The organism is Leucobacter iarius (genome assembly GCF_039530105.1).
In the GTDB taxonomy this organism is placed as follows: Bacteria; Actinomycetota; Actinomycetes; order Actinomycetales; family Microbacteriaceae; genus Leucobacter; species Leucobacter iarius.
The window spans coordinates 1-24,768 of record NZ_BAAAOB010000003.1; the positions used below are offsets into that span (position 1 = coordinate 1).

The window sequence follows — 24,768 nt, forward strand, 5'->3', positions numbered from 1 at the left end:
CCGACGCTGCGCCCGCACCGCATCGCGGTCGGCCTGTACGACACGGTGGGCGAGGGTGCGCAGGCGGTGGTGCGGCGGGTGCGGCGTATCGAGATCGATATCGATGGCCCGCTGACCGAGGTCCCCGGACTCGTCGGGGTGGCCCAGCCGGATCTGCTGCTGCTCAACGACGACGATCTGAGCTACGCGAAGATCCGTCTCGACGACCGTTCCCTCGCGACGGTCACGGAGCATCTGGGCGGGGTGGAGGATTCGTTGGCGCGGGCGCTGCTCTGGGGCAGTGTCTGGGACGCGACCCGGGATGCCGAGTTCCCGGCGTCCCGCTTCATCGACCTGGTACTCGCCCACGTGGGCGCCGAGACGAACTCCACGACCTTGGAGACCCTCCTCGACCAGCTCGAGACGGCGGCGCGCGACTACGTCGACGTCCCCCGCAGGGGAGGGGTCGACGCGCTCGTCGCGGAGGGGCTCTGGCACCTGGCCGCCACCGCCGATCCCGGTTCCGACCATCAGCTGCAGTTCGCGACCGCGTACTCCAGGAGCGCGGTGACTCCGACCCAGGTGGATCGGGTGCGCGGCCTGCTGCGCGACGGGGCGGCGCTCGACGGGCTCATCGTCTCCGACGAGCTGGGCTGGGAGCTGCTCACGGCACTGGTCGTGGCCGGCGAGGCCGGTCCCGAGGAGATCGAAGCGAGGCTCGCGATCGACCGCACCGCGAGCGGTGAGGTCGCCGCACTGCGCGCTCGAGCCGCGCGACCCGGCCACGTGGCGAAGACCGAGGCCTGGGACTCGGTCTTCGCCACGGACGCGGCGTCGAACCACGACGTGGAAGCCATCGCCCAGGGCTTCCTCCGGGTGCGCGATCCCGCTCTGCTCGAACCCTTCGTGGAGCCCTTCCACGACGCGCTGCTGGGCACCTGGGAATCGCGCTCCTACAGCATCGCCGAGCAGGTGATCGGCGGGTTCTATCCGGCCCCGATCGCGAGCCTGGGGCTCTCGGCCGCGACGCGGAACTGGCTCGACGCGCATCCCGAGGCCGCGCCGACCCTGCGGCGGCTCGTCGGCGAACCGCTCGCCGACCTCGAACGCGCGCTCGCGGCGCAGGAGCGGGATCGCCGTGAGGTCGGACCGCCCGGTCCCGGTGAGTCGGGCGTACGGAGGAGCTCGCATGCATGATCTCGTGATCGCCGGAGGCATCGTCTTCGACGGATTCGGCGGCGACGGCGTCGAGGCCGATGTCGCCGTCTCCGCGGGCCGGATCGTCGCGATCGGATCGGGCCTCGGGGCCGCGCGCGAGCGCATCTCGGTCGCGGGTCTCGCGGTGGCGCCCGGATTCATCGACCCGCACAGCCACTCCGACTCGGTGCCGTTCCTCGATGCACCGCAGCCCTTCAAGCTGCTCCAGGGTGTGACGACCGAGATCGTCGGGAACTGCGGATACACGTGCGCTCCGACCTCGACGGGGTCGGAGCACGAGATCATGCGCGAGGCCGGTATCGCGTTCACCCGCTTCCGGGACTACCTCGACGCGGTCGACGCCGCGGGGACCACGAACCACCTCGCGGCGCTCGTCGGCCACAACACGCTGCGGCTGGCGGTGGCGGGGTTCGAGCGCGAGCTGCCCCCGGACGGGCTCGAACGGATGCGTGAGCTCGCCGAGGAGGCCTTCGCCGCCGGCGCCGTCGGGCTGTCCTCCGGACTGGAGTACTCGCCCGGGGCGTACGCCGGTATCGAGGAGCTGGTCGCGCTCGGGCACGTCGCTCGACGCTGGGGTGGGACCTACGCCACGCACATGCGCAGCGAGGGGGAGGGCGTGCTCGCAGCCCTGGACGAGGCGATCGAAGTCGCCCGGCGCACCGGGGTGACCCTGCAGATCTCGCACCTCAAGGCCTCCGGGCACCGGACGCACGGCAGTGCCGACGCGATGCTCGCGCGGATCGCGGCGGCGCGGCGCGCGGGCCTCGACGTGCAGGGCGACCTCTACCCCTTCTCCGCGTGCGGCACGGGACTCATCGCGCTGCTGCCGACGGAGGTGTCCGAAGGCGGCGGGACCGAACTGCAGTCGCGCCTGGCATCGCCCGAGGAACGGCGGAGACTGCGCGCCGTGGCGGAGCACCCGGTCGACTATCTCTCGGCGGGGCTCTGGCGCGAGGTCCGGCCGGATGGCGTCACGATCACCGTGCACCGCGATACCGAGCACATCGGGCGGACGATCGCCGAGATCGCGGGCCCGGCGGACCCGTGGGACACGGTCTGCGCGCTCGTCGCCGCCGACCCGCACGCGGGCGCCGTGCTGCACACCATGGACGAACGCGACATCGAAGCGTTCATGCGAGACCCCCTGGTCTCGATCGGATCCGACAACGATGCGCCCGTCGGGCTCGTCCATCCGCGCACCTACGGCACCTTCCCGCGCTTCCTCGGCGAGTACGTGCGCGATCGCGGGGTGCTTCCGCTGGGCGAGGCCGTGCGCCGCGCGACCTCCGTCACGGCGAAGCAGTTCGGGCTCTCCGCTCGGGGCTGGCTGGGGGTCGGAGCCGCGGCGGACATCACGGTGTTCGACCATCGGACGATCGGATACGCGGGGGACTACGTTCGACCCGATGCGCACCCGACCGGGGTGCGGTGGGTGACGCTCGACGGGATCCCGGTGATCCGCGACGGCGAGTTCACGGGCGAGCGCCGCGGATCGATGCTGCGAGCCGGCCGTGCGTGAACCGCGGGTCCGGTTCCCGGAGCGGGAACTCCCAGTCGTCGATATCTACACTGGGCGGGTGTATGAGGAAGGCTGGGGACGCGCGACGGGCGAGTCCGGGGCACGTGTCGGACCGCAGCGGGTCAGCGTCGGCGCGGTGCTCGATTCGCTCGGCCCCGCGGTGCTCTCGCCGCTCGCGATCCCGAACGGCCCGTCGGCCGTCACGGGCCCGCCGCTGATCGACGACGGGAATCTCTCCGGGCGGGTCTCGGGCACGACGCTGCTGCTCGTCGGCCGCCCCAGCCCCTCAGAGATCGTACGCGCCGCTCGAGCGGGCGCGACCGCGGTCGTCGTGCGCGCCGATGAGGTGGACTCGGATGAGCTCGCGCTGGCGGCCACGCGAGCCGGGATCGCGCTCCTGGCCGCGGGAGAGCTCCTCTCCTGGGGCGATCTCTACTCCATGATCCGCACGCTCTTCACGGTCTACGAGCCGACCGAGCCCGTGTTCGTCGACCTGTTCGAACTCGCGGATCGCGTGGCCCGGGCGGCCGGGGGCGCCGTCGCGATCGAGGACATGAACATGCGGGTGGTGGCGTACTCCTCGGTCGCCGGGCAGGACATCGACGAGCTGCGGCTGGCCGGGATCCTGGGACGGCGGGTTCCCGAGGAAGCCGTGCAGGCGGAGGAATACCTGCGCGTCCTGCGCGCGGACGGTGCGATCTGGTGCCTCGAACCCCGCGACAACGCGCCGAGGCTCGCGATCGGCGTCACAGCCCACGAGCAGCCCTACGGCTCCATCTGGGTGGTGCAGGGCGAGAGCGCACCGCTCTCCGAGGAGGCACCCCGGATCCTCGCGGAGGCTGCGGAGCAGGCGGTACCCCACCTCGCTCGACTGCAACTCGCCTCCGACGCCGTCCGGCGCCAGCGGGACGACAGCATTCGGCGTCTGGTCCACGGAGCGGGACCCGCCGAAGCGCTCGCGGCGGAGCTCGGGCTCCCCGTTCGCGGGCACTACCGCGTCGTCGTGTTCGGGTCGAGCGGCGGACCGACGGACGAGCTCGACGCGACGGTCGTCGCCGATCTCGTGCGCAGCGCGCTCGCCGCCTATCGGATCCGCGCAGCGGTCGGCGTGGTCGAGGGCGTGCCGGGAGCGATCATCGCGGGGGACCCCGATGCGGAGCTGCTGGAGCGCGTGCTCGTCGAATCGCTCGGCCGTGCCGGACAGAGGCACGGTGCGGCGTGGCGTGCGGCCATGGGGCGCGTCGTCGACCGGCTCGAGCGGATCATCGACAGCACGATCCACGCGGAGACTGTCCGGGACGCGCTGCCCCCGGCGGAGCCGGGGACGGAGCCGTTCGTCGCCTATCACGATCGCATGGCGCCGCTCCTGCTGCTGCACGCGGTCGCAGCGGGAACCGAGGCCGCGGCCCTCCTCACCGAGGAGCCGATCTCGATCATCCGCGAGTATGACGCGGCGAACGGAACCGACTACCTGCGTACGCTGGCGGCCTGGGCCGCGAACCACTACGACGTGCCGGCCGCGGCCGAGGACCTCTACCTGCACCCGAACACGCTGCGGCACCGCCTGGGGCGCATCCGCGGCCTGCTCGACCTCGACGACCCCGACCTGCGCCTGGCGCTCGTGCTGCAGCTCCGGCTCGCGACGCTCGTGCGGCCGGCCTCGGGCGGCTCGGACCTGCCTGCATGACCGCCTCTTGGGGCAGCGGCCAACGCGTGTGCTCGAAGAAGGTGGTCACGCACCAGAGGGGCGGCTTCGGAGCGTGGTGAAGTAGGAGCGCGATGTTGCGAGATCCTCGCTTCGATCGTGTCGCTCGGAACCGCTCGTGAGGAACACATGTCCCGTCCTGCACAGATCTCGGACCTGCCGATCATCGAAGTCCCGTCGGAACCGGTGCTCTCGCCGGCCGGTGGACGCGTCGTCTACACGCTCCGCCGCGAAGACCTCGAATCCGATCGTTCGCTGACCAGACTCTGGACCGTGGCTCTGGACGGAGATCCCACCCCGCGTCCGTTGACCAACGGGCCTGATGACTCCGGCGCCGTGTTCTCCCCCGACGGGACACGAATCGCCTTCCTCCGCGACGGGGTGCCATGGATGCTCCGCCTCGACGGCGGAGAACCCGAACCGGTCGCGCGCGAGACCAGCTTCCCGCACGGTGCGAGCGCGCTGGCCTGGAGCCCCGACGGCACCCGTCTCGCTGTGGCCGCCGACGCGGAACCCGACGCGAGGCCGACGCGCTGCCCGACGGACCACGGCCCGGAACAGGCGAGCGCCCCGATTGAAGTTCGGCTGCTCGGAGACCTGCGCGACGGGATCGGGTACGTGCCGAGGCTCCGGCAACAGCTCTTCTGCGTCAGCATGTCGACCGGGGCAGTCTGGCGCATCGCGGGCTCCGAGTTCGGCATCGGATCATTTGCGTGGAGTCCGGACTCCTCCGAAATCGCCTATACCGCGTCCCCGCCCGGTGCAGAGGAGCTGGACATGCGCTCAGCGGTGCACTGCGTTCCGGTTTCAGCCGACGACGACGCAACCGCCTCCGAGCAGGCCCGAGTCCTCGCATTCGAGACCGGTCACGCGGTGACCGTGAGCTATTCCCCGGACGGGGGAGCTCTCGTCGTGCTCGGCTACCCGGGCGAGCCGAGAGGCCACGCCTGCATTTACGTCGTGGACCGCGATACCGGTGAGGTGACGCGCATCGCGCCCGAGCTCGATCGGAACGCGGAGCCGGGGGACGAGGACGCCGGCGGCGTACCCGTGCTCCTCTCCTCGGGCGAAGTGCTCTTCTCGGTGAGCGACGCCGGTCGTGCACAGTTGTATGTCGCTTCCGCGTCCGGCTCGCCGGCCCGGGTCGTGCCCGCCACGACGGGAATTCGAACCGTGTCGGGGTTCTCCTGCGCGGGGCACGGGGTGGTGGCGGTGGTCGCTGCGGCGCAGTCATTCGGAGAAGTGACCTACATCGATATGCGGACGCCCGATTCCTCCGTCGAACTCACGAATCACGGTGCTTCGCACTCCCACGTGGACCTGCTTTCGCCGCAGCGCCGGGTGTTCGAGATCTCGGACGGACACCGCATCGATGCCTGGGTGATCCGAGACCCCTCCATTCGAGGGGAGGGGCCGCTTCTCCTCGACGTGCACGGAGGCCCCCAATACGCATGGAACGGGATTGCCCATCCGAGCTACCTCTACCACCAGGAGCTGGCGGCTCGGGGGTGGACGGTCCTCCTCCTGAACCCGCGGGGGAGCGACGGCTACGGCGAGGCGTGCTGGACCGCGGTCAACGGAGCATGGGGCGAGGCCGACCTGAACGACTTCCTGGAGCCCCTGGACGAACTCGTCGCCGAGGGCATCGCGGACCCCGATCGGTTGGTGCTATCCGGATACAGCTACGGAGGGTTCATGAGCTGCAACCTCCCGGGCCGGGACCCGAGATTCGCGGCAGCGATCGCAGGAGGGCCGATATCGGACCTCATCAGCGTCGCTGGAACTGCGAGCAACGCGTTCGTGACCAGCCGATACGAGCTCGAACTCTTCCCGTGGCGTCCCGAAGATCGAAAGCGGCTGTGGGAACTCTCGCCGTTGAGCCGAGCCGAGCGAGTGCGCACTCCGACGCTGCTCCTGCAGGGAGCCGCCGATACGGCCTGCCCGATCGGTCAGTCCCAGCAGTGGCTCCAGGCGCTCCAGGAGCAGGGCGTGCCGAGTGAGATGGTGGTCTACCCGGGAGCCGGCCACGCATTCATCTTCGAGGGCCGTCCGAGCCACCGCATCGACTACGCACGCAGGATCGTCGAGTGGGCGGAACGTTGGGCGGGCCCTGTCGAAATGGTGGACGCCGGCTAGCGGGGCCGGTTCACGCGCCCCTCGTCCCATACGGCGACGGGGGACTCCACGACCTCGCCGTCCTCCTGGAACACCCAGAACCGGTCGAAGTCGCGGGCGAACCAGCGGTCGTGCGTCACCGCGATCACGGTGCCGTCGAACGCGCCGAGCGCCTGCTGCAGCGCCTCGGCGGACTCGAGGTCGAGGTGGTCGGTGGGCTCGTCGAGCAGGAGCAGCGTCGCGCCGCCGAGCTCCAGCAGCAGGATCTGGAATCGTGCCTGCTGGCCGCCCGAGAGCGATTCGAACGCCTGCTCCGCCCCCTGCGCGAGCTCGTACCGGGCGAGCGCCCGAGCGGCCGCCTCGCGGTCGCGCCCGGCGCGGTGCTCGTCGCCGCGGTGCAGGATCTCGAGCAGGGTGCGTCCGGCGAGGTCGGGACGGCGCTGGGTCTGCGCGAACCAGCCCGGGCGCACGCGGGCGCCGAGCCGAGCGCGTCCCTCGTGCGCGACGGGTTCGATGGGCAGATCGCCGACGGGCTCGTGCTCGAGATCGGGATCGGTGCCGCCCGCGGCGAGCAGCCGGAGGAAGTGCGACTTGCCCGATCCGTTGGCACCGAGCACCGCGATGCGATCCCCGTACCAGGCCTCCGCGTCGAACGGGAACATGAGGTTCGTGAGTTCGAGCTGCTCGCAGACGACCGCGCGCTTGCCGGTGCGGCCGCCCGCGAGCCGCATATCGAGCCGCTGCTCGCGGGGCTGCTCGTGCGGGGGTCCCGCCGCCTCGAAGCGCGCGAGCCGGGTCTGCGCCGCCCGGTAGCGCGAGGTCATGTCGGAGTTGTACGCGGCCTTCTCCTTGTACATGAGCACGAGCGCCCGGAGTTTGGCGTGATCCTCGTCCCAGCGCTTGCGCAGTTCGTCGAGCCGGGCGAATCGGGCCTCGCGCGCCGCGTGGTAGCTCGCGAAGCTGCCCGGGTGGATCCAGGCGGTGCTGCCGAGCGCCCCGAGTTCGAGCGTCGCGATCGCGGTCGCCGAGCGCGCCAGGAGCTCGCGGTCGTGGCTCACGAACAGCACGCTCTTGTCGGAGGCGCGCAGTTGATCCTCGAGCCAGCGCTTGCCGGGCACGTCGAGGAAGTTGTCGGGCTCGTCGAGCACGATCAGCTCGTCGGGCCCGCGCAGCAGCGCCTCGAGCACGAGCCGCTTCTGCTCGCCGCCCGAGAGCGTCTCGATCGGTCGCGCCGAGGCCCGGTCGTAGGGGATGCCGAGCGCCGCGGTGGTGCAGACGTCCCAGAACACCTCGGCGTCGTAGCCGCCGGCCTCACCCCAGGCGGCGAGTGCGTTCGCGTAGGTCATCTGCGAGGTCTCGGTGCCCTTCTCGAGCATGTTCCGCTCGGCCCGGTCGACTCGGTCGGCGGCCTCGCGGACCCGCGGCGAGGAGACGCCGAGCAGGAGTTCGCGCACGGAGGATCCGGTGATGAACTGGCGCATCACGCCGAGGCCGCCGGAGCGCGCGACGGCGCCCTCGTCGGGTTCGAGTTCGCCCAGGGCGATGCGCAGCAGGGTCGACTTGCCCGCGCCGTTCGCCCCGATGAGCGCGACGCGCTGGCCGGCGCCGACGCGCAGCGAGACGTCGTTGAGCAGGGGGCGGCCGTCGGGGAGTCCGTAGCTGATGCCGGAGAGATCGAGATGGGCCATCCTGCCACGCTAGCAAGGGGCGGGCCCGCGTGGGCGGTGCGGGTGGACAAAGCTCGACGGATGGCGGACGCGTTTCAGACGAAGACGCCTCGGGCGAGCGGTGAACTCCGCAGAGGAGGTGAGGAATTTCGAGTGAATCCTGCTAGCGTGGAGGCCTCGCGCGCCGCTGCGGGGAAGGAGCACCGACATGACCCACCGCCGCGATCCGGATCCGGGTGCCGTTCTCGATCTCCACCGGGTCACCTTCCGTCGTGAGGGCACCGAGATCCTGCACGGGATCGACCTGCGGGTGGATCCGGGGGAGCGGTGGGCGCTGCTCGGACCCAACGGGGCGGGCAAGAGCACGATCCTGGGGTTCTGCGGAGCGGTCGAGCACCCGACGAGCGGCACCGTCGACGTGCTCGGTCGGCGCATCGGCCGCGTCGAGCTGCAGGCGCTGCGCCGCGAGATCGGCCATGTGAATCCGAGGCACGCCGTGCGCTCGGCGATCACCGCGCGCGAGGTCGTGCTGACCGGGCTCACCGGAACCCTCGAGACGGTGATGCGATGGGCACCGACGTCCGCGCAGATCGACCGGGCCGATGCGATGCTCGACCTCGTCGGGCTCGAGGACCGGCGAGAGGTGGTCTGGCCCACCATGTCGCAGGGAGAGCGGGGGCGCGCGCTGATCGCCCGGGCTCTCGTGTCGGATCCGAGGCTGCTGCTGCTCGACGAGCCCACCACGGGGCTCGACGTCGCCGCGCGCGAGCAGTTCCTCGAGACCCTCGACGATCTCTCCGAGCACCATCCCGAGCTCACGACGGTGCTCGTCACCCACCATCTCGAAGAGTTGCCGGCGTCGACGACGCACGCGGTCGTGATCGCGCACGGGGCGATCGTCTCGGCCGGGGCCGCGTCGGAGGTCGTCACGACGGAGGTCATCTCTCGGGCGTTCGAGCACCCGATCGAGGTGACGCGCGAGGGCGGGCGCTGGGGAGCGCGCGCCAAACGGCGGGAACGCGCCGCGAGCTGATCGCGGCGGCGCACGGGGCGTGCGGATCAGCCGGCGCAGCTGCGGTACGCGTAGTCGGCCGAGCCCGGCGTCGTGAGGCTGTGGTCGCGCAGGATCATGGTCGCCGGGCGGTCGGGGCTCGCGCAGGTCTCGGCGAAGTTCTCCTCGCCGAGCTCGTCGGTGTACTCGATGTCGAGCACGACGTCGTAGACCGCGGTGTAGGCGTCGCACTCGTCGAATTCCGCGCAGGACTCGGTCACGGCGAAGTCGTAGCCGAGCCCGCGCAAGCGCTTCGACTGGTCAGCGGTGTTCTTCTGCCCGATGGCGAGTCCCGCGCGGTGCGCGATCCGGGCGTACTCCGCGGCGAGGGCGAGATTGTCGTCGCGCCCGAGCGCGCCCTGCGAGCGCGTGTACGAGTCGAGGTTGTCGATCTCGACGGCGTCGTACCCGGCGTCGGCGCAGCCGACGATCCACGCGCCCACGAGGTCGGCGAGCGCCCTGCGCTTCGCCGCGGTCGACGTGTCGAAGAGGTACTCGTCGGGCCAGCCGGGATCGGCCAGCGGGCCGCCGTCGTGCTGCACCAGCAGCTCCGGGTGCTCGGCGGCGAACCGCTGCGACGCATCGGGCTGGGTCTGGAAACCGTTCACGTAGCAGATGTCGTAGCCCGCGCCGGCGGGATCCGCCGTGCGATCGCGGGCGATCGTGGTCGCCCCGGACGGCGGCTCGTAGGGGCCGCCGAGCTGGTAGTCGAATCCCGCCGACGGGTCGGGGAGGTGCGGCGCGGCCGCGCCGGGCGCGCAGCCGGCGAGCAGGGGAGCGAGCGCGAGGGCGACGCAGGACAGCGCGACGACCGTCCGGCGTCTGAACATGGGCGGTCCTTCCCGGGAGTGTGTGGTGCTCGGGTCAAGCCTACGAGCGTTCGATCGGCGACCGATCGGTGCTCGCCGTGATCCGGTTCGGCCGCACCCGTCCGTGCCGCACGCTGTTAGCGTGGGCGCATGGAGCAGAGCGAGTACCGCACGCAGCACGTCGAGGGGCCGCTGACGCTGAACGCGACCTTCCTCGTGGCGCGCGTGGGCGACGGCGGCGCAGCGGTGGATACCGTGCGCGCCGTGCTCGCCGGGCTCGAGGACCTCGTCAAGACGGTCGGGTTCCGGGCCCCGCGGGCGCGGCTCTCGTGCACGGTCGGGATCGGTGCCCGCGTCTGGGCCGCGGTGGTCGGCGACGATCGGCCCGCCGAGCTGCGTCCGTTCCGCGAGATCGCCGGCGCCGTGCACACGGCGGTCGCGACACCGGGCGACCTGCTGTTCCACATCCGGGCGGATCGCGAGGATCTGGCGGTCGAGTTCGCGCGTCTCCTGCTCGGACGGCTCGGCTCGGCCGTCTCCGTGGTCGACGAGGCGTCGGGGTTCCGGTACTTCGACTCGCGGGACCTGCTCGGATTCGTCGACGGCACCGCGAACCCGATCGGGCCGGACCTGCCGGTCGCGGCGCTCGTGGGCGACGAGGATCCCGGCTTCGCCGGAGGCAGCTACGTCGTCGTGCAGAAGTACCTGCACGATCTGGACGCCTGGCAGGGGCTGAGCACCGGCGACCAGGAGGCGATCATCGGGCGGACCAAGTCCGACAACATCGAGCTCGACGACGCGCCGGACGGCGAGCAGCAGGCGCACAAGTCGCTCGCGACGGTCGAGGACGAGCACGGCGAGCACGACATCGTGCGGGACAACATGCCGTTCGCGCGTCCGGGTGCGGGCGAGTACGGCACCTACTTCATCGGCTATTCGCGGCACCTCTGGGTGATCGAGCGCATGCTGGAGCGCATGTTCGTCGGAGAGCCCGCGGGCAGGCACGACCGGCTGCTCGATTTCTCGACGGCCGAGACGGGCAGCGCGTACTTCGTGCCGACCCCCGAGATGTTGGCCGCGCTCGGCGAGTGAGGCCGCCGAGCGCCCGACCCGCGCGGCGTCAGACGCGCGGAGCCGGAGCTCCGGGCCGTCGTGCGAGCCGTCGCAGCAGGAACCGGTAGGCGAGCGCGCACGCGCTCAGCACGAGTGCACCGGCGAGCACGGGGGTGAGTAGATAGCCCCAGCCCGCGTGCGCGAGCATGATCGCGATCGGCGTGCCGCCCGCCGGCGGGTGCACGACCCGCGCCGCAGCCATGACGGCCATCGCGATGCCGACCGCGAGGCCGAGGCTCCACCATGCGGTCGGCAGGACCGCGTGGACCGCGAGCCCGCACAGCGCCGAGAGCAGGTGACCGCCGACCACGTTGATCGGCTTCGAGAGGGGCGCATCGGGCAGCAGGAAGACGAGCACGCACGACGAACCGAAGGCCGCGATCAGGATCGGCGTGCCCACCAGATCGCCGCCGAGTCCCAGCACCGCGATGGTCAGCGCGCCGGCCACCGAGGCGCCGACGATCGTGTGCCAGGGGATCGCGGGTTGGGTCGGGCGCACCCGGGACCACAGTGATGGCCGCCGGGTGCGCCGCTCCGCCACGGTCAGGCCTGCTCGCCGGCGGCCTGCGTCGGCTGCTGGGCGTACGAGTGCGCGCCCGTGCCGCGGTAGCCGCCGCCCTCGACGATCAGGTACTCCGGGCGGATCTCCTCGCCGGCGAACCAGCGCTCGAGGATCTCCCGCGTGCCCGCCGCGTAGCGCGCCTGGCCCGAGAGGGAGGTGCCCGAGGTGTGCGTCGTCATCGCGTTGTGCGGCATGGTGCGCCACGGGTGACCCGCGGGGGCCGGCTGGGGGTCCCAGACGTCGCCCGCGTAGCCCGCGAGCCGCCCGGACTCGAGCGCGCGCACGATCGCGTCGCGGTCGGCGATGGCGCCGCGGGCCGGGTTCACGATGTAGGCGCCGCGGGGCATGGTGGCGAGCAGCTCGTCGTCCAGCAGCCCCCGCGTCTCGTCGGTCAGCGGAGCGTGCACGGTGAGCACGTCGACCTCGCGCACGAGACTCTCGATGCTGTCGTGGAACGTGAGGCCGTAGCGCTCCTCGTACTCGCGGGGGAGCCGGAACCGGTCGGTGTAGCTCAGGCGCACGCCGAACGGCGCCAGCCGCTCGATCACCGCGCGGCCGATGCGGCCGGCCGCGAAGACGCCGACGCGCATGCCCTCGAGGTCGTAGGAGCGGGAGACGGCGTCGGCGATGTTCCAGCCGCCCTCCTCCGAGATGCGGTGCTGGGTCACGAAGTCGCGCACGAGCACGAGCACCTGCATGACCGTGTGCTCGGCGACGCTGATGCTGTTGCTGTAGGTCACCTCGGCCACGGTGATGCCGCGCGCGTTCGCCGCGTTGAGGTCGGTGTGGTCGGAGCCGATGCCCGCGGTGATGACGAGCTGGAGCTTCTCGGCCCGTTCGATGCGATCGGCGGTGAGGTACGCGGGCCAGAAAGGCTGCGAGATCACGACGTCGGCGTCGGGCAGCTCGCGCTCGAACATCGAATCGGCGCCCTCCTTGTCGCTCGTGATCACGACCGTGTGGCCCTCGGACTCGAGCCAGCGCTTCAGGCCGAGGCCGCCCGAGACCGAGCCGAGCAGCTGACCGGGCACGAAGTCGATCGCCTGCGGATCGGGCAGGGTCGCGCCGCCCGGGTACTCGGTGATCTCGGGAACGGTGTCGCGGGCGTACTCGGGCGGGTAGCCGGTGACCGGGTCCGGGTAGAGGACGATGAGAACTTTTGCCACGGTGTCTCCAATTCCAGGTGGGGCGCCTGGGATGCGCCCTCTCGATTTCCAAGCTACGACTGGCGCAGACCGGCCACCACGAACCGGGGATTGCCGCAATACAACGCCTGGTTGTGCGTAGACTGGCGGCGTGTACAGTCCCCGCCTGCCCGACCTGCGGGCGCTCGAGCTGCTCGAAGCGATCGCGCGCACCGGGTCGATCACGCTCGCGGCGGCCGAGCTCGGCGTCACCCAACAGGCCGCGTCGCTGCGCCTGCGGCGGCTCGAGCAGCGGGTCGGGCGCGAGCTCGTGGTGCGGTCGTCGCGGTCGTCGCGTCTCACGGGGGACGGGCTGGCCGTCCTCGGTATCGCGCAGCCGGTGATCGCGGCGGCCGCGGCGATGGACGAAGCGCTGGAGCTCCTGCTCGACGCGGAGGAACGGGTCGCGGTCGCGGCCAGCCTCACCGTCGCGGAGCACTTCCTTCCGCAGTGGATCATGGCCTACGTGCGCAACGGCAACGAGGTCGGCTCCGTGCGGGTGCGCGCGACGAACACGCGCGAGGTCGTGCGGCTGGTGTCGGACGGCGAGGCCGACCTGGGGTTCGTCGAGGGCAGCGAACCGCCGCCGGGGCTGCGTCACGCGTTCCTCGCCGCCGACGAACTGGCCGTCTACGTGTCGCCCGCGCACGAGTGGGCTCGCGGACGTCGGGTGAGCCCCTGGACCCTGGCGTCGACCCCGCTCGTCACTCGGGAGGCCGGGTCGGGGTGCCGTTCGGTGCTGCTCGCGACCCTGCTCGCGCACGGCGTCGAGCGGGAGCGGTTCGCCGCCCCCGCGCTGGAGCTGCCGAGCAACACCGCGGTGCTCGAAGCGGCCGCGGCGAACGTCGCCCCGGCGGTCATCAGCACCCGGCCGGCGCAGTCCTACCTGGACGACGGACGGCTGGTGCGGATCGGGGTGGGGAGCGTCGCGTTCCACCGCGAACTGAGCGCCGTCTGGAAGTCCGGGCAGGAGCCCGCCTCGCGGCCGGCCCGGGAGCTGCTGCGCGCGGCCCGCGAGTGGCGACCCCTCGCCTGACCCGCGGCGATTCGGCGCCGTTCCGAATCTTCTGCAAATCCCTGGAAAGCTGCGCTCTCCAGGGATTTTTTGTGCGCATCCTCCGTATCCTCTGCGCTCCGAAGCGGCTTGCGCCGGACGGGGAAAACACGTGTGCTAGGTTGATCTGACGTAGGTAAGGGTCGCCTAATATTGGCGCCGACCTGCGCGCCGGCCACGCCGGCCGGCGCCCGCGCACCGCACCCGAACAAGGAGCCTCACCATGTCCGTGCCCCGTCTGCTCGCCGTCTCGACCCTGGGCGTCGCCGCCGTTCTCGCGATCACCGGATGCTCCGGCGCGAAACCCGCCGCCGAGACCGAGAAGCCCGCGGCCAAGAGCGTGACGGTCGAGGACAACAGCGGCAAGCACACCGTCCAGACCCCGCCGAAGTCGGTCGTCGCGACCGACAACCGCACTTTCCAGACGCTGAGCGACTGGGGCGTCCAGCTCTCGGCCGCGGCGGTTTCGCTGATGCCCGACACGGTGTCGTACAAGACCCAGAAGGGCCTCGTCGATCTCGGCACCCACCGCGAACCGAACCTCGAGCTGCTGGTCGCGGCGAAGCCCGATCTGGTGATCAACGGGCAGCGCTACCAGGGCTTCCACGACGAGATCGTGAAGCTCGCGCCCGACGCCACCGTGCTCGAACTCGACCCGCGCGACGGCAAGCCCTTCGACAGCGAGCTGAAGCGCCAGGTCACCGTGCTCGGCGAGGTGTTCGGCAAGCAGACGGAGGCGAAGAAGCTCGTCGCGGACTTCGACAAGGCCGTCGACCGGGCCAAGAAGGCCTACAAGAGCTCCGACACGGTGCTCGCGGTGAACACCTCGGGCGGCGCCATCGGCAACATCGCGCCCACCGTGGGACGCACCCTCGGCCCGGTCTACGACCTGATCGGCCTGACCCCGGCGCTCAAGGTGGAGAAGTCCTCCGAGGGGCACAAGGGCGATGAGATCTCGGTCGAGGCGATCGCCTCGGCGAACCCCGACTGGATCCTCGTCATGGATCGCGACGCCTCGTTCGACAAGGCCGAGCGCGGCGCGGACTACAAGCCCGCGGCCGAGATCCTCGAGAAGAACGACGCGCTCAAGAACGTGAAGGCCGTCGCCAACAAGCACATCGTCTACATGCCCACCGACACCTACTTGAACGAGGGCATCCAGACCTACACCGAGTTCCTGAACGACTTCGCCGATGCCCTGGAGAAGTCGAAGGCCTGATCGAGAACGGGACGGGCGGGCCGCGACTCCCGGAGTCGCAGCCCGCTCCATCCGCACCATGACCACCACCACCGCCCAGGCATCCGCCCGCTCGCGCGGACGCCTGATCGACCCCGCCCTCGCGATCGGCGTGCTCGTCGTCGCGGGACTGCTCGTCCTGTCGCTCTTCACCGGGGTGTACGACATCGCGGGCGGCGCGGACGGCGCCGAGATGTTCGCGATCACGCGGGTCCCGCGCACCGCGGCGCTCATGCTCGCCGGCGCCGCCATGGCGATGTCGGGGCTCGTGATGCAGCTGCTCACCCAGAACCGCTTCGTCGAGCCCACGACCACCGGCACCACCGAGTGGGCCGGACTCGGGCTGCTCCTCACCATGATCCTCGCGCCGCAGGCGCCCATCGCCGTGCGCATGCTCGTCGCGGTCGTCGCCGCCTTCGTCGGCACGATGGTGTTCTTCCTCTTCCTGCGACGGGTCTCGCTGCGATCCTCCCTCATCGTGCCGATCGTCGGCATCATGCTCGGCGCCGTCGTCGGCGCCGTCACGACCTTCATCGCGCTGCAGACCGACACCCTGCAGAACCTCGGGGTCTGGTTCGCCGGCAGCTTCACCACGGTGCTGCGGGGGCAGTACGAACTGCTCTGGATCGTCGCGATCGTCGCCGTCGCCGTCTTCATCGCCGCGGACCGCTTCACGGTCGCGGGCCTGGGGCAGGAGGTCGCGACCGGCATCGGCGTCGACTACCAGCGCGTGATGCTCCTCGGCACGGTGCTCATCGCGGTCGCCACGGGCGTGGTGACCGTGGTCGTGGGCAACCTGCCCTTCCTCGGGCTCATCGTGCCGAACCTCGTGTCGCTGATCCGCGGCGACGACCTGCGCAGCAACCTGCCGTGGGTGTGCCTCACGGGCATCGGGATCGTCACGGCGTGCGACCTCATCGGTCGCACGATCATCATGCCCTTCGAGGTCCCGGTGTCGCTGATCCTCGGGGTCGTCGGCGCGGTCGTCTTCGTGCTGCTGCTCGTCGGACGGAGGCGCCGTGCTTGATTCCGCGCAGCGCAGGACCCCGCTCCGCGGCGGCGCACGACGGCGGCCGGGAACCGCCCCGCGCAGTTCGGGCCCGTTCGCCGGGCACGGATCCTCCCGGCGCACCGTCGTGGTGATCTCGGCGCTCGTGCTGCTCTCGGGCCTCATCGTCTTCGGCCTGCTCGCCCACGGCAACCCGATGCCGCCGGGCAGCGAGGGCTTCTGGCTCATCGCCGAGAGGCGGCAGCAGAGCGTGCTCGTGATCGCGGTCGTCGCCGTCGCGCAGGCCACCGCCACCGTCGCGTTCCAGACCGTCGCGAACAACCGGATCATCACCCCCTCGATCATGGGCTTCGACGCGCTCTACACCGCGGTGCACACCACCTCGGTGTACCTCTTCGGTATCGCCGGGATCGCGCTCCTCGCCGGTCCCGTGCAGTTTCTGCTGCAGATCGGGCTCATGGTCGGGCTCGCGGTGCTGCTCTACGGCTGGCTGCTCAGCGGCAGGCGGGGCAATCTGCAGATCATGCTGCTCGTCGGCATCGTGATCGGCGGGGGACTGGGCGCCGTCTCCACCTTCATGCAGCGCATGCTCACGCCGAGCGAGTTCGACGTGCTCGCCGCGCGGCTCTTCGGGAGCATCTCGAACGCCTCGGCCGACAGCCTGCCCTACGCGATCCCGCTCGTCGTGATCTCGACGGCGGTGCTCTGGAGCGGGTCGCGCCGCCTCAACGTGATGGCGATGGGGCGTGACGCGGCGAACAGCCTCGGTCTGCAGCACCGGCGGGAGCTGATGCGCACGCTGTTCTTCGTCGCGGTTCTGATCGCGACCTCGACCGCGCTCGTCGGGCCGATGGTGTTCCTCGGCTTCCTCGTCGCGGCGCTGGCCTACCAGCTCGCCGACACCTTCGACCACCGGGTCGTGCTCCCGATCGCCGCGCTCACCGCTTTCGTCGTGCTCGGCGGCGCCTACTTCGTCATGAAGCACGTCTTCAGCGCGCAGGGCGTCGTCTCGATCATCATCGAGGTCGTCGGCGGCACGCTCTTCCTGATCGTCATCCTGAGAAAGGGACGCCTGTGACCCAGCAGACCCCGGCCGTGCTCGTGAGGGGCGTCCGCAAGCAGTACTCGGACGAGGTCGCGATCGGTCCGCTCGACCTCAGCATCCCGGGTGGAGGGATCACCGCGCTCGTCGGACCGAACGGCGCCGGCAAGTCGACCCTGCTCACCATGATGGGGCGGCTGCTCGGCATGGACGACGGGACGATCGAGGTGGCCGGGTTCGACGTCGCGCGGACGAAGTCGAAGGACCTCGCGAAGGTCGTCTCCGTGCTGCGGCAGGAGAACCACTTCGTGACCCGGCTGACGGTGCGGCAGCTGGTCGGGTTCGGACGCTTCCCGCACTCGCGGGGCCGGCTCACGACCGCCGATGAGGAGATCGTGAGCCGGGCGATCGACTTCCTCGAGCTCGGCGAGCTCGAGGGTCGATACCTCGACGAGCTCTCGGGAGGGCAGCGGCAGCGCGCGTACGTCGCGATGGTGCTCGCGCAGGACACCGAGGTGGTGCTGCTCGACGAGCCGCTCAACAACCTCGACATGAAGCACTCGGTGCAGATGATGAAGCACCTGCACCGCGCGGCGGAGGTGTTGGGGCGGACGATCGTGATCGTGCTGCACGACATCAACTTCGCCGGCCACTACGCCGACCGGATCTGCGCGATGAAGAACGGCACGGTGATCGAGTTCGGGACGCCTGCGGAGATCATGACCGACGAGGTGCTGAGCCGCGTGTTTGACACCGAGGTGCGCGTGATCGAGGGCCCGGCGGGGCCGCTCGCCGTCTACTACTGAGCGCTGCGGATCTGGGCGAGCCGCGCGACGACCGCTCTGGCGGTGGCCTTCGCCGAGCCCGGGTTCTGGCCGGTCACCAGGTTGCCGTCGGAGACGGTGAACGGGACGAACGGCAGAGCGGCCCTGGTGTACCGGGCTCCGCGCCGCTTCGCCTCGGCCTCGGCGTCGTAGGGCACGAGCCGATCGACCCGAGCGAGTTTCTCCTCCCGCCAGGAGAAACCGGTCATGCAGCGTCCCGAGATGAGCAGGGAACCGTCGGACAGGCGGGTGTTCAGCAGCCCGCAGTATCCGTGGCAGACGGAGGACACGACTCCGCCGCTCTCGAAGATCTCGCGGGCGATGCGCTGCAGGCCCGCGCTGTCCGGGAAGTCGTACATCACGGCGTGGCCGCCGGTGAAGTACACGGCGTCGAACTCGGAGGCGTCGATCTCGTCGGGGCTCGCCGTCCGCTCCAGCAGCGCCATGCGCTCCAGGCCGCCGAGCCACCGCTTCGCAGTGCGGTCGATGTTCGGGAACTTCAGCGCGCGCGGCTCGAGCGGTACCGGACCGCCCGCGGGGCTCACGATCGTCTGCTCGAATCCGTGCTCCGCGAACACCTCCCAGGCGTGCGTGAGTTCCGAGAGCCAGAGCCCGGTCGGATGCTCGGGGTCGTCGTAGTGCCCGACGTTCGTGACGACGTGCAGGATCCGTCCGGTCATCGTTCTCCGCCTCCAGGGGCGAGCGCGCGGAGCGCGGTGAAGGAGTCGCGTACACGTTCGGCGACGGACTCCGGGGAATCGGCGGCCAGCTTGCCGTCGAGGTGCAGAAACGCGAGCCCGTGCGTCATCGACCAGAGCGCGGTCGCGAGCGCGTCGCGATCGGCCTCGGGGTACAGGCCCGTGAGCGAGTCCGCGAGCAGGGCGCGAAGCTCGCCGGCCGCGAGCACGCGCTCGTCGTTCCGGTCGTCGCATTCCTGACCGAACATGAGCGCGAACAGGGCTGGACGGTCGAGGGCGAAGCGGACATAGGCGACGGCGAAGCCGACCAGCTCATCTTCGGAATCCGCGGGTGCTCCGGTGAGCGAGAGGCGCTCGCGCAGCTCATGGAAACCTCGGACCGCGAGGGCGGACTCGAGGGCCTCGCGGTCGGCGAAGTGCCGGTACGGGGCCGTCTGCGAGACCTCGGCCCGTCGCGCGACCGCGCGGAGCGAGAACGGTTCACCGGCCTCGAGCATTTCGCTCGCCGCATCGAGCAGCGCGGTTCGGAGGTCGCCGTGGTGGTACGCGGGACGCGCTGATGTTGACACTGAACACTTCCTTGATTAGGGTCCTGATGTAAGCAGTGTAAACATTTCGCTTCGAAGGAGCAACACCGTGCCCGAATCGTTCCTGTTCGCTCCGCTCGTCCTCGCGAGCGGTACTGAGATCCCGAACCGCATCGCCAAGGCCGCGATGGAGGAGAACATGGCGGGCCCTGGCCAGCTTCCCGATGAGCGGCTGTTCGCGCTCTACCGGCGCTGGAGCTCCGGGGGAGCCGGGCTGCTCATCACCGGCAACGTCATGGTGCACGCCGAGGCGATGACCGGACCCGCTGGAGTGGTGCTCGACGACCGGTCTCCGCTCGAGCCCTTCCGGGAGTGGGCGCGGGCGGCGCATGCCGGGGCCGCTCGGGTCTGGATGCAGATCAACCACCCGGGACGCCAGGTCAAGGCCGCGATGCCGGGCGTCGCCTGGGCGCCGTCGGCGATCAGGGTCGACGCCGGGAAGGCGAGTCGCATGCTCGCGGAGCCGAGCGCGATGACCGAGTCTCAGATCGCCGAGACCATCGACCGCTTCGTGGTGACCGCGCGCCGTGCCGAAGAAGCCGGGTTCGACGGCGTCGAGATCCACGCAGCCCACGGCTACCTGCTCTCGCAGTTCCTGTCGCCGCTCGCGAACCGGCGGGAGGACCGCTGGGGCGGCTCGCTCGAGAACCGGGCTCGCGCACTGATCGAGGTCGTGCGCGGGGTGCGCGCGGCAGTGCGGCCGGAGTTCGCGGTCGCGGTCAAGCTGAACTCCGCCGACTTCCAACGGGGCGGATTCGACGCCGAAGACGCTCGTCGGGTGATCGCCCTGCTCGCGCCGCTCGGCGTCGATCTCGTCGAGCTCTCGGGCGGCAGCTATGAGAGTCCGGCCATGTCGGGCCGATCCGCCGATTCGCGCACGCTGGCACGCGAGGCGTACTTCCTCGACCTGGCGGGAGAACTCGTCGGCACGAGCCCGATCCCGCTCATGCTCACCGGCGGCATCGTCCGGAGGCCCGTGGCCGAGCGGGTGCTCGCGAGCGGCGTTGCGCTCGTGGGCATGGGAAGCGCGCTCGCGGTCGACCCGGATTTGCCGGAGGAGTGGCGCGCCGGCATCGACGCGAGCGTCGAACTGGCTCCGGTCCGGATCGCCGACAAGGCCATCGCATCGGCCGCGGGTATGTCGCGCGTGCGCTTCCAGCTCCGCCGGCTCGGGCGGGGTGCGCGAACGCGGCCCGGTGTGAATCCGAAGCTGACGCTGGGTCTCGACCAGCTGCGCGAGCGGAGGGCGCTGCGCAATTACCGGAACTGGATCGCGAATCGGTAGCATGGGGCTCCCATGCGAGCTTCCACCGCGCGATCCGATCGGCTGAACCCGCGCAGGATGCTGCCGATCGCGGCGATATCCGCGATCATCGGCACGCTGGTGTGGCTGCTCTGGGTGCTGCCCATCAGCGGCTCGGTCCGCGACGCGCACCCGCGGGCGCTGGGCGAGCCCATCGCGGTGACGCTCGAATCGGGGGAGCGCGCCGGGATCTGGACCGACAGCGCCGCGGCCGCGCTCGAGACCCTTGAGTGCGCGGCGACCGATGAGCGCGGGCGCGAGCTCGACCTGCGTCGCGCACCGGCGCTCTCGTGGGACGACGCGCTCTGGTGGGCGACGCCGCGCACCGGGTTCGAGCAGGTGCGCGCGTTCACCGCTCCGAACGCGGGTGCGGTCGACGTGCGCTGCGTCGACCGGATGGGCGTGTACGACGGCGGCTTCCTGATCGCCGGGGACAGCTTCGGATCCGGATCGATCGGTCTCGGCCGCACCGGCGGGAACGACTTCGCGGTGGGCACGATCCTCGTCTTCTGCGCGGTGGTCTGCCCGCTGCTCGCGGCGTTCCTGATCGTGCTGTCGGCGATCGGCGCGGTGACGCGGCGGGCCGGGCGCTGACGCCCGGCCCGCCGCGACTCACCCGCACGCCGGTCTAGCTGCGGCTCCGCTCGAGCTTCGCGAGCTCCGCGCCCTTCGCATCGAGCACCGTCAGGGTGTCGCCCGAGACCTTCGCGGAGGCGAGCTGTCCGAGCTTCGCGTCGATCCCGGGGCATGCCATGAGCGTGCTCACGGCTTCCGAGAACGTGATCGCGTCGGCGTTCTCCGCCTTCCAACTGCCGCTGAGTCCGTTGCAGCCGTCGTTGCCGGTGAAACGGCCGTCGCCCGAGATCGACAGGTTCGGCTTCCCCTGATCGGTCGATCCCCAAGAGCCGAGGAAGGCCTCGGAGACGGGATCCTTCGTGTTCGTGCTCGTATCCGCCCGGTCGAGCGTGCCGAGCTCCGCTCCGCCCTCGCCGAGCACGGTCATGGTGGAGCCGGAGACGGTCGCGGTTCGCGCGCCGGAGAGCCAGGTGTCGACCCCGATGCAGGCCATCTTCGTCGAGGCGAGTTCGCCGAACGCGATGGTGTCGCCCTCCAGCTTCCAGCTGCCGGTGAGCCGGTTGCAGCCGTCGGTGCCGGTCAGCGTGCCGTCACCGGCGAGCTCGATGGCGGGGGCGGACTCCTTCGCGGCGTCGCCCCAGGATCCGGTCACGTCCGCGGACTTCGACGTGGTGGTCGGCTTCGGCGTCTGATCCGTGCCGGACGAGCCGGCGCAGCCGGCGAGGAGCAGCGCTGCGCTCGCCACGGCGGCGACCGCAGCGGCGAGGCCGATGCGCCGGCCGGTCGAGTGCGGGACGGGGCTGGGTCGGGTCATGATGCGGCTCCTTCGACGTTCGCGGGTGCGGGGATCTCTTCAGGACGATACCGGGGCAGGCGGGATGCCGGGAGCGCGGCGATCGCGCTGAGCCCGGCCAGCACGAGGAAGCCGATCTTGAGCGTGCGCAGGCGCTGCTCCTCGTTGATCGCGACCGCGGCGTCGATCTGCGCGGGGGTCGCGCTCGTCTCCTCGAACTTGGTGCGCAGCTCGTCGTTGCTGATGAAGTTCACCTGGTCGAGCTGCACCTCCTCGGCGAGGGCCTTCGGCAGATCGTCGTGCTCGGTGACGGCCTGGGTGAAGCCGAGGCTCAGCACGGTGACGAGCAGTGCGCCCATGACCGCGGTGCCGACGGCGCTCGCGAGGTTCTGCGTGGTGCCGCGGATCGAGCCGACGTCGCCCGCGAGCTCCTTCGGAGCAGCGGTGACGAGCACGTTGAACACGAGGGTGACGAGCGCGCCCTGGCCGATGCCGAATACCACGAGGCCGAGGATCGTGGGCAGCGTCTCCCAGTTGTTGGTCACGACGAACGCGAGCCAGACGAGCGCGGCCGTGGTGAGGGCGAAGGAGAAGAGCGCGATCGTGCGCGGGCTGTACCGGTTGTAGAACCGGACGATGAGCGTCGCGGTGACGAACACCGTGAGGTTGAACGGCATCATCGCGAGGGACGTGTCGAAGGGGGTGCGGCCCTGCACGACCTGGATGTAGGTCGGCACGGTGAAGTTCACGGCGGCCTCCATCGAGACGATGATGAACATCGCGTAGATCGCGGCGCGCTCGGTCGGCTGCGCGAGCACGCCGAGGTCGACGAGCGGGACCTTGCCGAGGCGCATGCGGCGGCGGGTCCACATGAAGAAGGCCTGGCCGAAGACGACGCCGAGCACCACGAACACCGGGGCGGGGGAGAGCCCGAGCACCGAGAACGGCGCTCCGGGTTCGGCCAGCAGGATTCCCCAGGCGTTCAGATTGTTGAAGCCGAGGGTCAGCAGCACGATCGCGGCTCCGATGAGGGCGGAGGCGACGAGATCGATGCGGATGCTCGGGTTGCCCCGGTCGCTGCGGAGTCGGAAGCTCAGCGCGAAGACGATGGCGGCGAGTCCCAGGGTGATGAAGAAGATGGGGCGCCAGCCGACCAGCGTGCCGAGCGTGCCGCCGATGAGGAACGCGCTGATGCCCGAGAACGCGCGTGCCGAGCCGAGGGAGCCCACGGCGGTGGCCTGCTGCGCGCCGCGGTAGTTCTCGGCGATGAGCGCGACGAGCGCCGGCACGATGATGGCGGCCGAGGCGCCGGCCAGGACCTGCCCGCCGATGGCCCAGCCGATGCTGCGGGAGAGGATCATCATCAGCGAGGACACGGCGAACACCGCGACCACGATCCTGAAGATCAGCACCCAGCCGATGCGCTGGCCGAGCTTGGCGCCGGTCATGACGAGCGCGGCCACCGCGAGGCCGTAGACCACGATGGTCGTGCTCGCCGTCGTCGGCGGAACCCCGAAGTCCTCGACCATGCCGCCCAGCGAGATCGGCAGGGCCGCCACGTTGAACGACATGAGTACCTGGGCGAGGAACAGGCCGATCATCGGCGCCCAGGAGCGACGCTCCTCGGCGCCGGCCGGGGGCGCCTGCGCGGAGCCGTCGCTCCGCCCGGAATCCGTGCGTGCGGTCATCGGAGCGCTCCTTCGGTGGTGGTGTCGATGCCGGAGTCGGCACCGTGCGGGGCCGACGCGAAGAGGTTGAGGCCGAGCGCGCGAGACAGGTAGGCGCACGCCCGCTGCCCGCGGACGCTGTTGCCCGCGCTGTCCAGCCGGGGCGAGAACGCACCGACCGCTCCCTTGCCGGGCGCGATGGCGACGATGCCGCCCGCGACCCCCGACTTCGCGGGGATGCCGATCTCGAAGAGCCACTCGCCGGAGCGCTCGTACATGCCGCAGGCGGCGAGGAGTGCGAGCGTGTCGCGGCTCGTCTCGGCCGAGACGACCTGTTCGCCCGTGATCGGATTGACGCCGCCGTCGGCCAGGGTGGCTCCCATCACGGCGAGGTCGTCCGCGGTCACCGAGAGCGAGCACTGCCGCGTGTAGATGTCGACGGCCTCCCGCGGGCCGATGGCGAGCCGGTCGTAGCTCTGCAGCAGGCGGGCGAGCGCCTGGTTCCGGTGGTTCGTGAAGGACTCCGAGCGATACACCTCGCCGTCGAGCATGAGCGGGCGGCCGGCGAAGCGGCTCAGGCCGTCGCGGATCAGCGCCCAGCGTTCGTCCGCGTTCGTGGCGGGCATGAGCGCGGTGGTCGCGATCGCGCCCGCGTTGACCATCGAGTTCATCGGGCTGCCGCCGTTGAGCTCGATCGCGACGACCGAGTTGAAGGCCATGCCGGTGTTGTCGACGCCGACGACCCTGCGGATCTCGTCGTGCCCGATGGCGTCGCAGACGAGGGCGAAAACGAACGCCTTCGAGATCGATTGGATCGAGAATCCGATCCCCGTGTCGCCGGCCGAGTGGCATCGGCCGTCGATGCTCGCGAGCGAGAGCCCGAACCAGGCGGGATCGGCCTCCGCCAGCACCGGGATGTAGTCGGCCACCGTACCGTCGTCGACGCTCGCGTAGCGCTCGTGCGCGTGGGCGACGAGATCGCCGACGCGATCGTGCTGCGGCAGCGCTCCCGTCGAGCTGCGCTGCGCGATGTCCTTCACGTCTGCTTCGAGCATG

At 70.8% G+C, this 24,768-nt stretch carries 22 protein-coding genes; 13 read left to right on the plus strand and 9 right to left on the minus strand.

Annotated elements, in window-relative coordinates; genetic code table 11:
* The 4 genes from ABD169_RS11655 to ABD169_RS11670 form a co-directional block, all read left to right on the plus strand.
* Positions 1 to 1,176: ERAP1-like C-terminal domain-containing protein (locus ABD169_RS11655; RefSeq protein WP_344032399.1), on the plus strand; the 1,176-nt coding region annotated here is incomplete at its 5' end.
* Positions 1,169 to 2,716, plus strand: a complete 1,548-nt coding sequence (locus ABD169_RS11660) for an N-acyl-D-amino-acid deacylase family protein (protein ID WP_344032402.1) — start codon at positions 1,169 to 1,171, stop codon at positions 2,714 to 2,716. The genes ABD169_RS11655 and ABD169_RS11660, both read left to right, overlap by 8 nt.
* Before the next feature lie 58 nt (positions 2,717 to 2,774).
* The gene (locus ABD169_RS11665; RefSeq protein ID WP_344032404.1) at positions 2,775 to 4,403 is read left to right on the plus strand and encodes a PucR family transcriptional regulator; all 1,629 of its coding nucleotides are present in this window, start codon (positions 2,775 to 2,777) and stop codon (positions 4,401 to 4,403) included.
* 147 nt (positions 4,404 to 4,550) lie between these two features.
* A complete protein-coding gene (locus ABD169_RS11670; protein WP_344032406.1) occupies positions 4,551 to 6,557 on the plus strand; it encodes a S9 family peptidase in 2,007 nt (668 codons plus the stop codon).
* Here the strand turns inward: ABD169_RS11670 and ABD169_RS11675 are convergent.
* The gene (locus ABD169_RS11675; RefSeq protein WP_344032408.1) at positions 6,554 to 8,224 is read right to left on the minus strand and encodes an ABC-F family ATP-binding cassette domain-containing protein; all 1,671 of its coding nucleotides are present in this window, start codon (positions 8,222 to 8,224) and stop codon (positions 6,554 to 6,556) included. The genes ABD169_RS11670 and ABD169_RS11675 overlap by 4 nt on opposite strands.
* Before the next feature lie 187 nt (positions 8,225 to 8,411).
* Between ABD169_RS11675 and ABD169_RS11680 the strand changes: the two genes are divergently transcribed.
* Positions 8,412 to 9,236: an ABC transporter ATP-binding protein gene (locus tag ABD169_RS11680; RefSeq protein WP_344032410.1), complete on the plus strand. Its 825-nt coding sequence runs from the start codon at positions 8,412 to 8,414 to the stop codon at positions 9,234 to 9,236.
* A 26-nt stretch (positions 9,237 to 9,262) separates the two neighbouring features.
* On the opposite strand, the gene ABD169_RS11685 is transcribed toward ABD169_RS11680, so the two are convergent.
* Positions 9,263 to 10,084, minus strand: a complete 822-nt coding sequence (locus tag ABD169_RS11685; RefSeq protein WP_344032413.1) for an endo alpha-1,4 polygalactosaminidase — start codon at positions 10,082 to 10,084, stop codon at positions 9,263 to 9,265.
* A gap of 129 nt (positions 10,085 to 10,213) precedes the next feature.
* On the opposite strand from ABD169_RS11685, the gene ABD169_RS11690 reads away from it, so the two are divergent.
* On the plus strand, positions 10,214 to 11,155 hold the full coding sequence (locus ABD169_RS11690) for a Dyp-type peroxidase (protein ID WP_344032415.1): 942 nt from the start codon (positions 10,214 to 10,216) through the stop codon (positions 11,153 to 11,155).
* 28 nt (positions 11,156 to 11,183) lie between these two features.
* Here ABD169_RS11690 and ABD169_RS11695 read toward each other — a convergent pair whose 3' ends face one another.
* Together ABD169_RS11695 and ABD169_RS11700 are read right to left on the minus strand one after the other, a co-directional pair.
* Entirely contained in the window at positions 11,184 to 11,675 is a 492-nt protein-coding gene (locus ABD169_RS11695) for an HPP family protein (RefSeq protein ID WP_344032417.1), read from the minus strand.
* A gap of 44 nt (positions 11,676 to 11,719) precedes the next feature.
* Entirely contained in the window at positions 11,720 to 12,904 is a 1,185-nt protein-coding gene (locus ABD169_RS11700) for an NAD-dependent formate dehydrogenase (RefSeq protein ID WP_344032419.1), read from the minus strand.
* Positions 12,905 to 13,034: 130 nt separating this feature from the next.
* Between ABD169_RS11700 and ABD169_RS11705 the strand changes: the two genes are divergently transcribed.
* From ABD169_RS11705 to ABD169_RS11725, 5 genes are all read left to right on the plus strand, one after another.
* Positions 13,035 to 13,958, plus strand: coding sequence for a LysR family transcriptional regulator (locus tag ABD169_RS11705; RefSeq protein WP_046454739.1), 924 nt, complete (start codon positions 13,035 to 13,037; stop codon positions 13,956 to 13,958).
* 241 nt (positions 13,959 to 14,199) lie between these two features.
* Positions 14,200 to 15,195 carry a siderophore ABC transporter substrate-binding protein gene (locus ABD169_RS11710; RefSeq protein ID WP_344032422.1) on the plus strand — a complete coding sequence of 332 codons (996 nt, stop codon included), beginning with the start codon at positions 14,200 to 14,202 and terminating at the stop codon, positions 15,193 to 15,195.
* Positions 15,196 to 15,253: 58 nt separating this feature from the next.
* The gene (locus ABD169_RS11715; protein ID WP_344032424.1) at positions 15,254 to 16,240 is read left to right on the plus strand and encodes an ABC transporter permease; all 987 of its coding nucleotides are present in this window, start codon (positions 15,254 to 15,256) and stop codon (positions 16,238 to 16,240) included.
* Positions 16,233 to 17,300: an iron chelate uptake ABC transporter family permease subunit gene (locus tag ABD169_RS11720; RefSeq protein ID WP_344032426.1), complete on the plus strand. Its 1,068-nt coding sequence runs from the start codon at positions 16,233 to 16,235 to the stop codon at positions 17,298 to 17,300. Before ABD169_RS11715 ends, ABD169_RS11720 begins: the two co-directional genes overlap by 8 nt.
* Positions 17,297 to 18,070, plus strand: a complete 774-nt coding sequence (locus ABD169_RS11725) for an iron ABC transporter ATP-binding protein (RefSeq protein WP_344032428.1) — start codon at positions 17,297 to 17,299, stop codon at positions 18,068 to 18,070. The genes ABD169_RS11720 and ABD169_RS11725 overlap by 4 nt, the downstream gene beginning before the upstream one ends.
* Here ABD169_RS11725 and ABD169_RS11730 read toward each other — a convergent pair.
* On the minus strand, positions 18,064 to 18,768 hold the full coding sequence (locus ABD169_RS11730; protein ID WP_344032430.1) for a type 1 glutamine amidotransferase domain-containing protein: 705 nt from the start codon (positions 18,766 to 18,768) through the stop codon (positions 18,064 to 18,066). The genes ABD169_RS11725 and ABD169_RS11730 overlap by 7 nt on opposite strands.
* Positions 18,765 to 19,355: a TetR/AcrR family transcriptional regulator gene (locus tag ABD169_RS11735; RefSeq protein WP_344032432.1), complete on the minus strand. Its 591-nt coding sequence runs from the start codon at positions 19,353 to 19,355 to the stop codon at positions 18,765 to 18,767. The genes ABD169_RS11730 and ABD169_RS11735 overlap by 4 nt, the downstream gene beginning before the upstream one ends.
* A 67-nt stretch (positions 19,356 to 19,422) precedes the next feature.
* Between ABD169_RS11735 and ABD169_RS11740 the strand changes: the two genes are divergently transcribed.
* Together ABD169_RS11740 and ABD169_RS11745 are read left to right on the plus strand one after the other, a co-directional pair.
* On the plus strand, positions 19,423 to 20,658 hold the full coding sequence (locus ABD169_RS11740; protein ID WP_344032434.1) for an NADH:flavin oxidoreductase/NADH oxidase family protein: 1,236 nt from the start codon (positions 19,423 to 19,425) through the stop codon (positions 20,656 to 20,658).
* A gap of 12 nt (positions 20,659 to 20,670) precedes the next feature.
* A complete protein-coding gene (locus ABD169_RS11745; RefSeq protein WP_344032436.1) occupies positions 20,671 to 21,270 on the plus strand; it encodes a hypothetical protein in 600 nt (199 codons plus the stop codon).
* A 34-nt stretch (positions 21,271 to 21,304) separates the two neighbouring features.
* Here ABD169_RS11745 and ABD169_RS11750 read toward each other — a convergent pair whose 3' ends face one another.
* The 3 genes from ABD169_RS11750 to glsA are packed head-to-tail and all read right to left on the minus strand — an operon-like array spanning position 21,305 to position 24,767.
* Positions 21,305 to 22,066 (minus strand): META domain-containing protein, encoded by a 762-nt coding sequence (locus tag ABD169_RS11750; protein WP_344032438.1) that lies wholly within the window; start codon positions 22,064 to 22,066, stop codon positions 21,305 to 21,307.
* Complete coding sequence (locus tag ABD169_RS11755; RefSeq protein ID WP_344032440.1) at positions 22,063 to 23,733, minus strand: MFS transporter; 1,671 nt, start codon at positions 23,731 to 23,733, stop codon at positions 22,063 to 22,065. The genes ABD169_RS11750 and ABD169_RS11755 overlap by 4 nt, the downstream gene beginning before the upstream one ends.
* Positions 23,730 to 24,767, minus strand: a complete 1,038-nt coding sequence (glsA, locus tag ABD169_RS11760) for a glutaminase A (protein WP_344032443.1) — start codon at positions 24,765 to 24,767, stop codon at positions 23,730 to 23,732. The genes ABD169_RS11755 and glsA overlap by 4 nt, the downstream gene beginning before the upstream one ends.
* Position 24,768 lies beyond the last annotated feature (1 nt).

Coding starts and splice junctions, on each gene's coding strand:
- ABD169_RS11710 (WP_344032422.1), top strand. CDS start 14,200: ATGTCCGTGCCCCGTCTGCTCGCCGTCTCGACCCTGGGCGTCGCCGCC.
- ABD169_RS11670 (WP_344032406.1), top strand. CDS start 4,551: ATGTCCCGTCCTGCACAGATCTCGGACCTGCCGATCATCGAAGTCCCG.
- ABD169_RS11660 (WP_344032402.1), top strand. CDS start 1,169: ATGCATGATCTCGTGATCGCCGGAGGCATCGTCTTCGACGGATTCGGC.
- ABD169_RS11680 (WP_344032410.1), top strand. CDS start 8,412: ATGACCCACCGCCGCGATCCGGATCCGGGTGCCGTTCTCGATCTCCAC.
- ABD169_RS11685 (WP_344032413.1), bottom strand. CDS start 10,084: ATGTTCAGACGCCGGACGGTCGTCGCGCTGTCCTGCGTCGCCCTCGCG.
- glsA (WP_344032443.1), bottom strand. CDS start 24,767: ATGCTCGAAGCAGACGTGAAGGACATCGCGCAGCGCAGCTCGACGGGA.
- ABD169_RS11715 (WP_344032424.1), top strand. CDS start 15,254: ATGACCACCACCACCGCCCAGGCATCCGCCCGCTCGCGCGGACGCCTG.
- ABD169_RS11745 (WP_344032436.1), top strand. CDS start 20,671: ATGCGAGCTTCCACCGCGCGATCCGATCGGCTGAACCCGCGCAGGATG.
- ABD169_RS11755 (WP_344032440.1), bottom strand. CDS start 23,733: ATGACCGCACGCACGGATTCCGGGCGGAGCGACGGCTCCGCGCAGGCG.
- ABD169_RS11750 (WP_344032438.1), bottom strand. CDS start 22,066: ATGACCCGACCCAGCCCCGTCCCGCACTCGACCGGCCGGCGCATCGGC.
- ABD169_RS11690 (WP_344032415.1), top strand. CDS start 10,214: ATGGAGCAGAGCGAGTACCGCACGCAGCACGTCGAGGGGCCGCTGACG.
- ABD169_RS11730 (WP_344032430.1), bottom strand. CDS start 18,768: ATGACCGGACGGATCCTGCACGTCGTCACGAACGTCGGGCACTACGAC.
- ABD169_RS11675 (WP_344032408.1), bottom strand. CDS start 8,224: ATGGCCCATCTCGATCTCTCCGGCATCAGCTACGGACTCCCCGACGGC.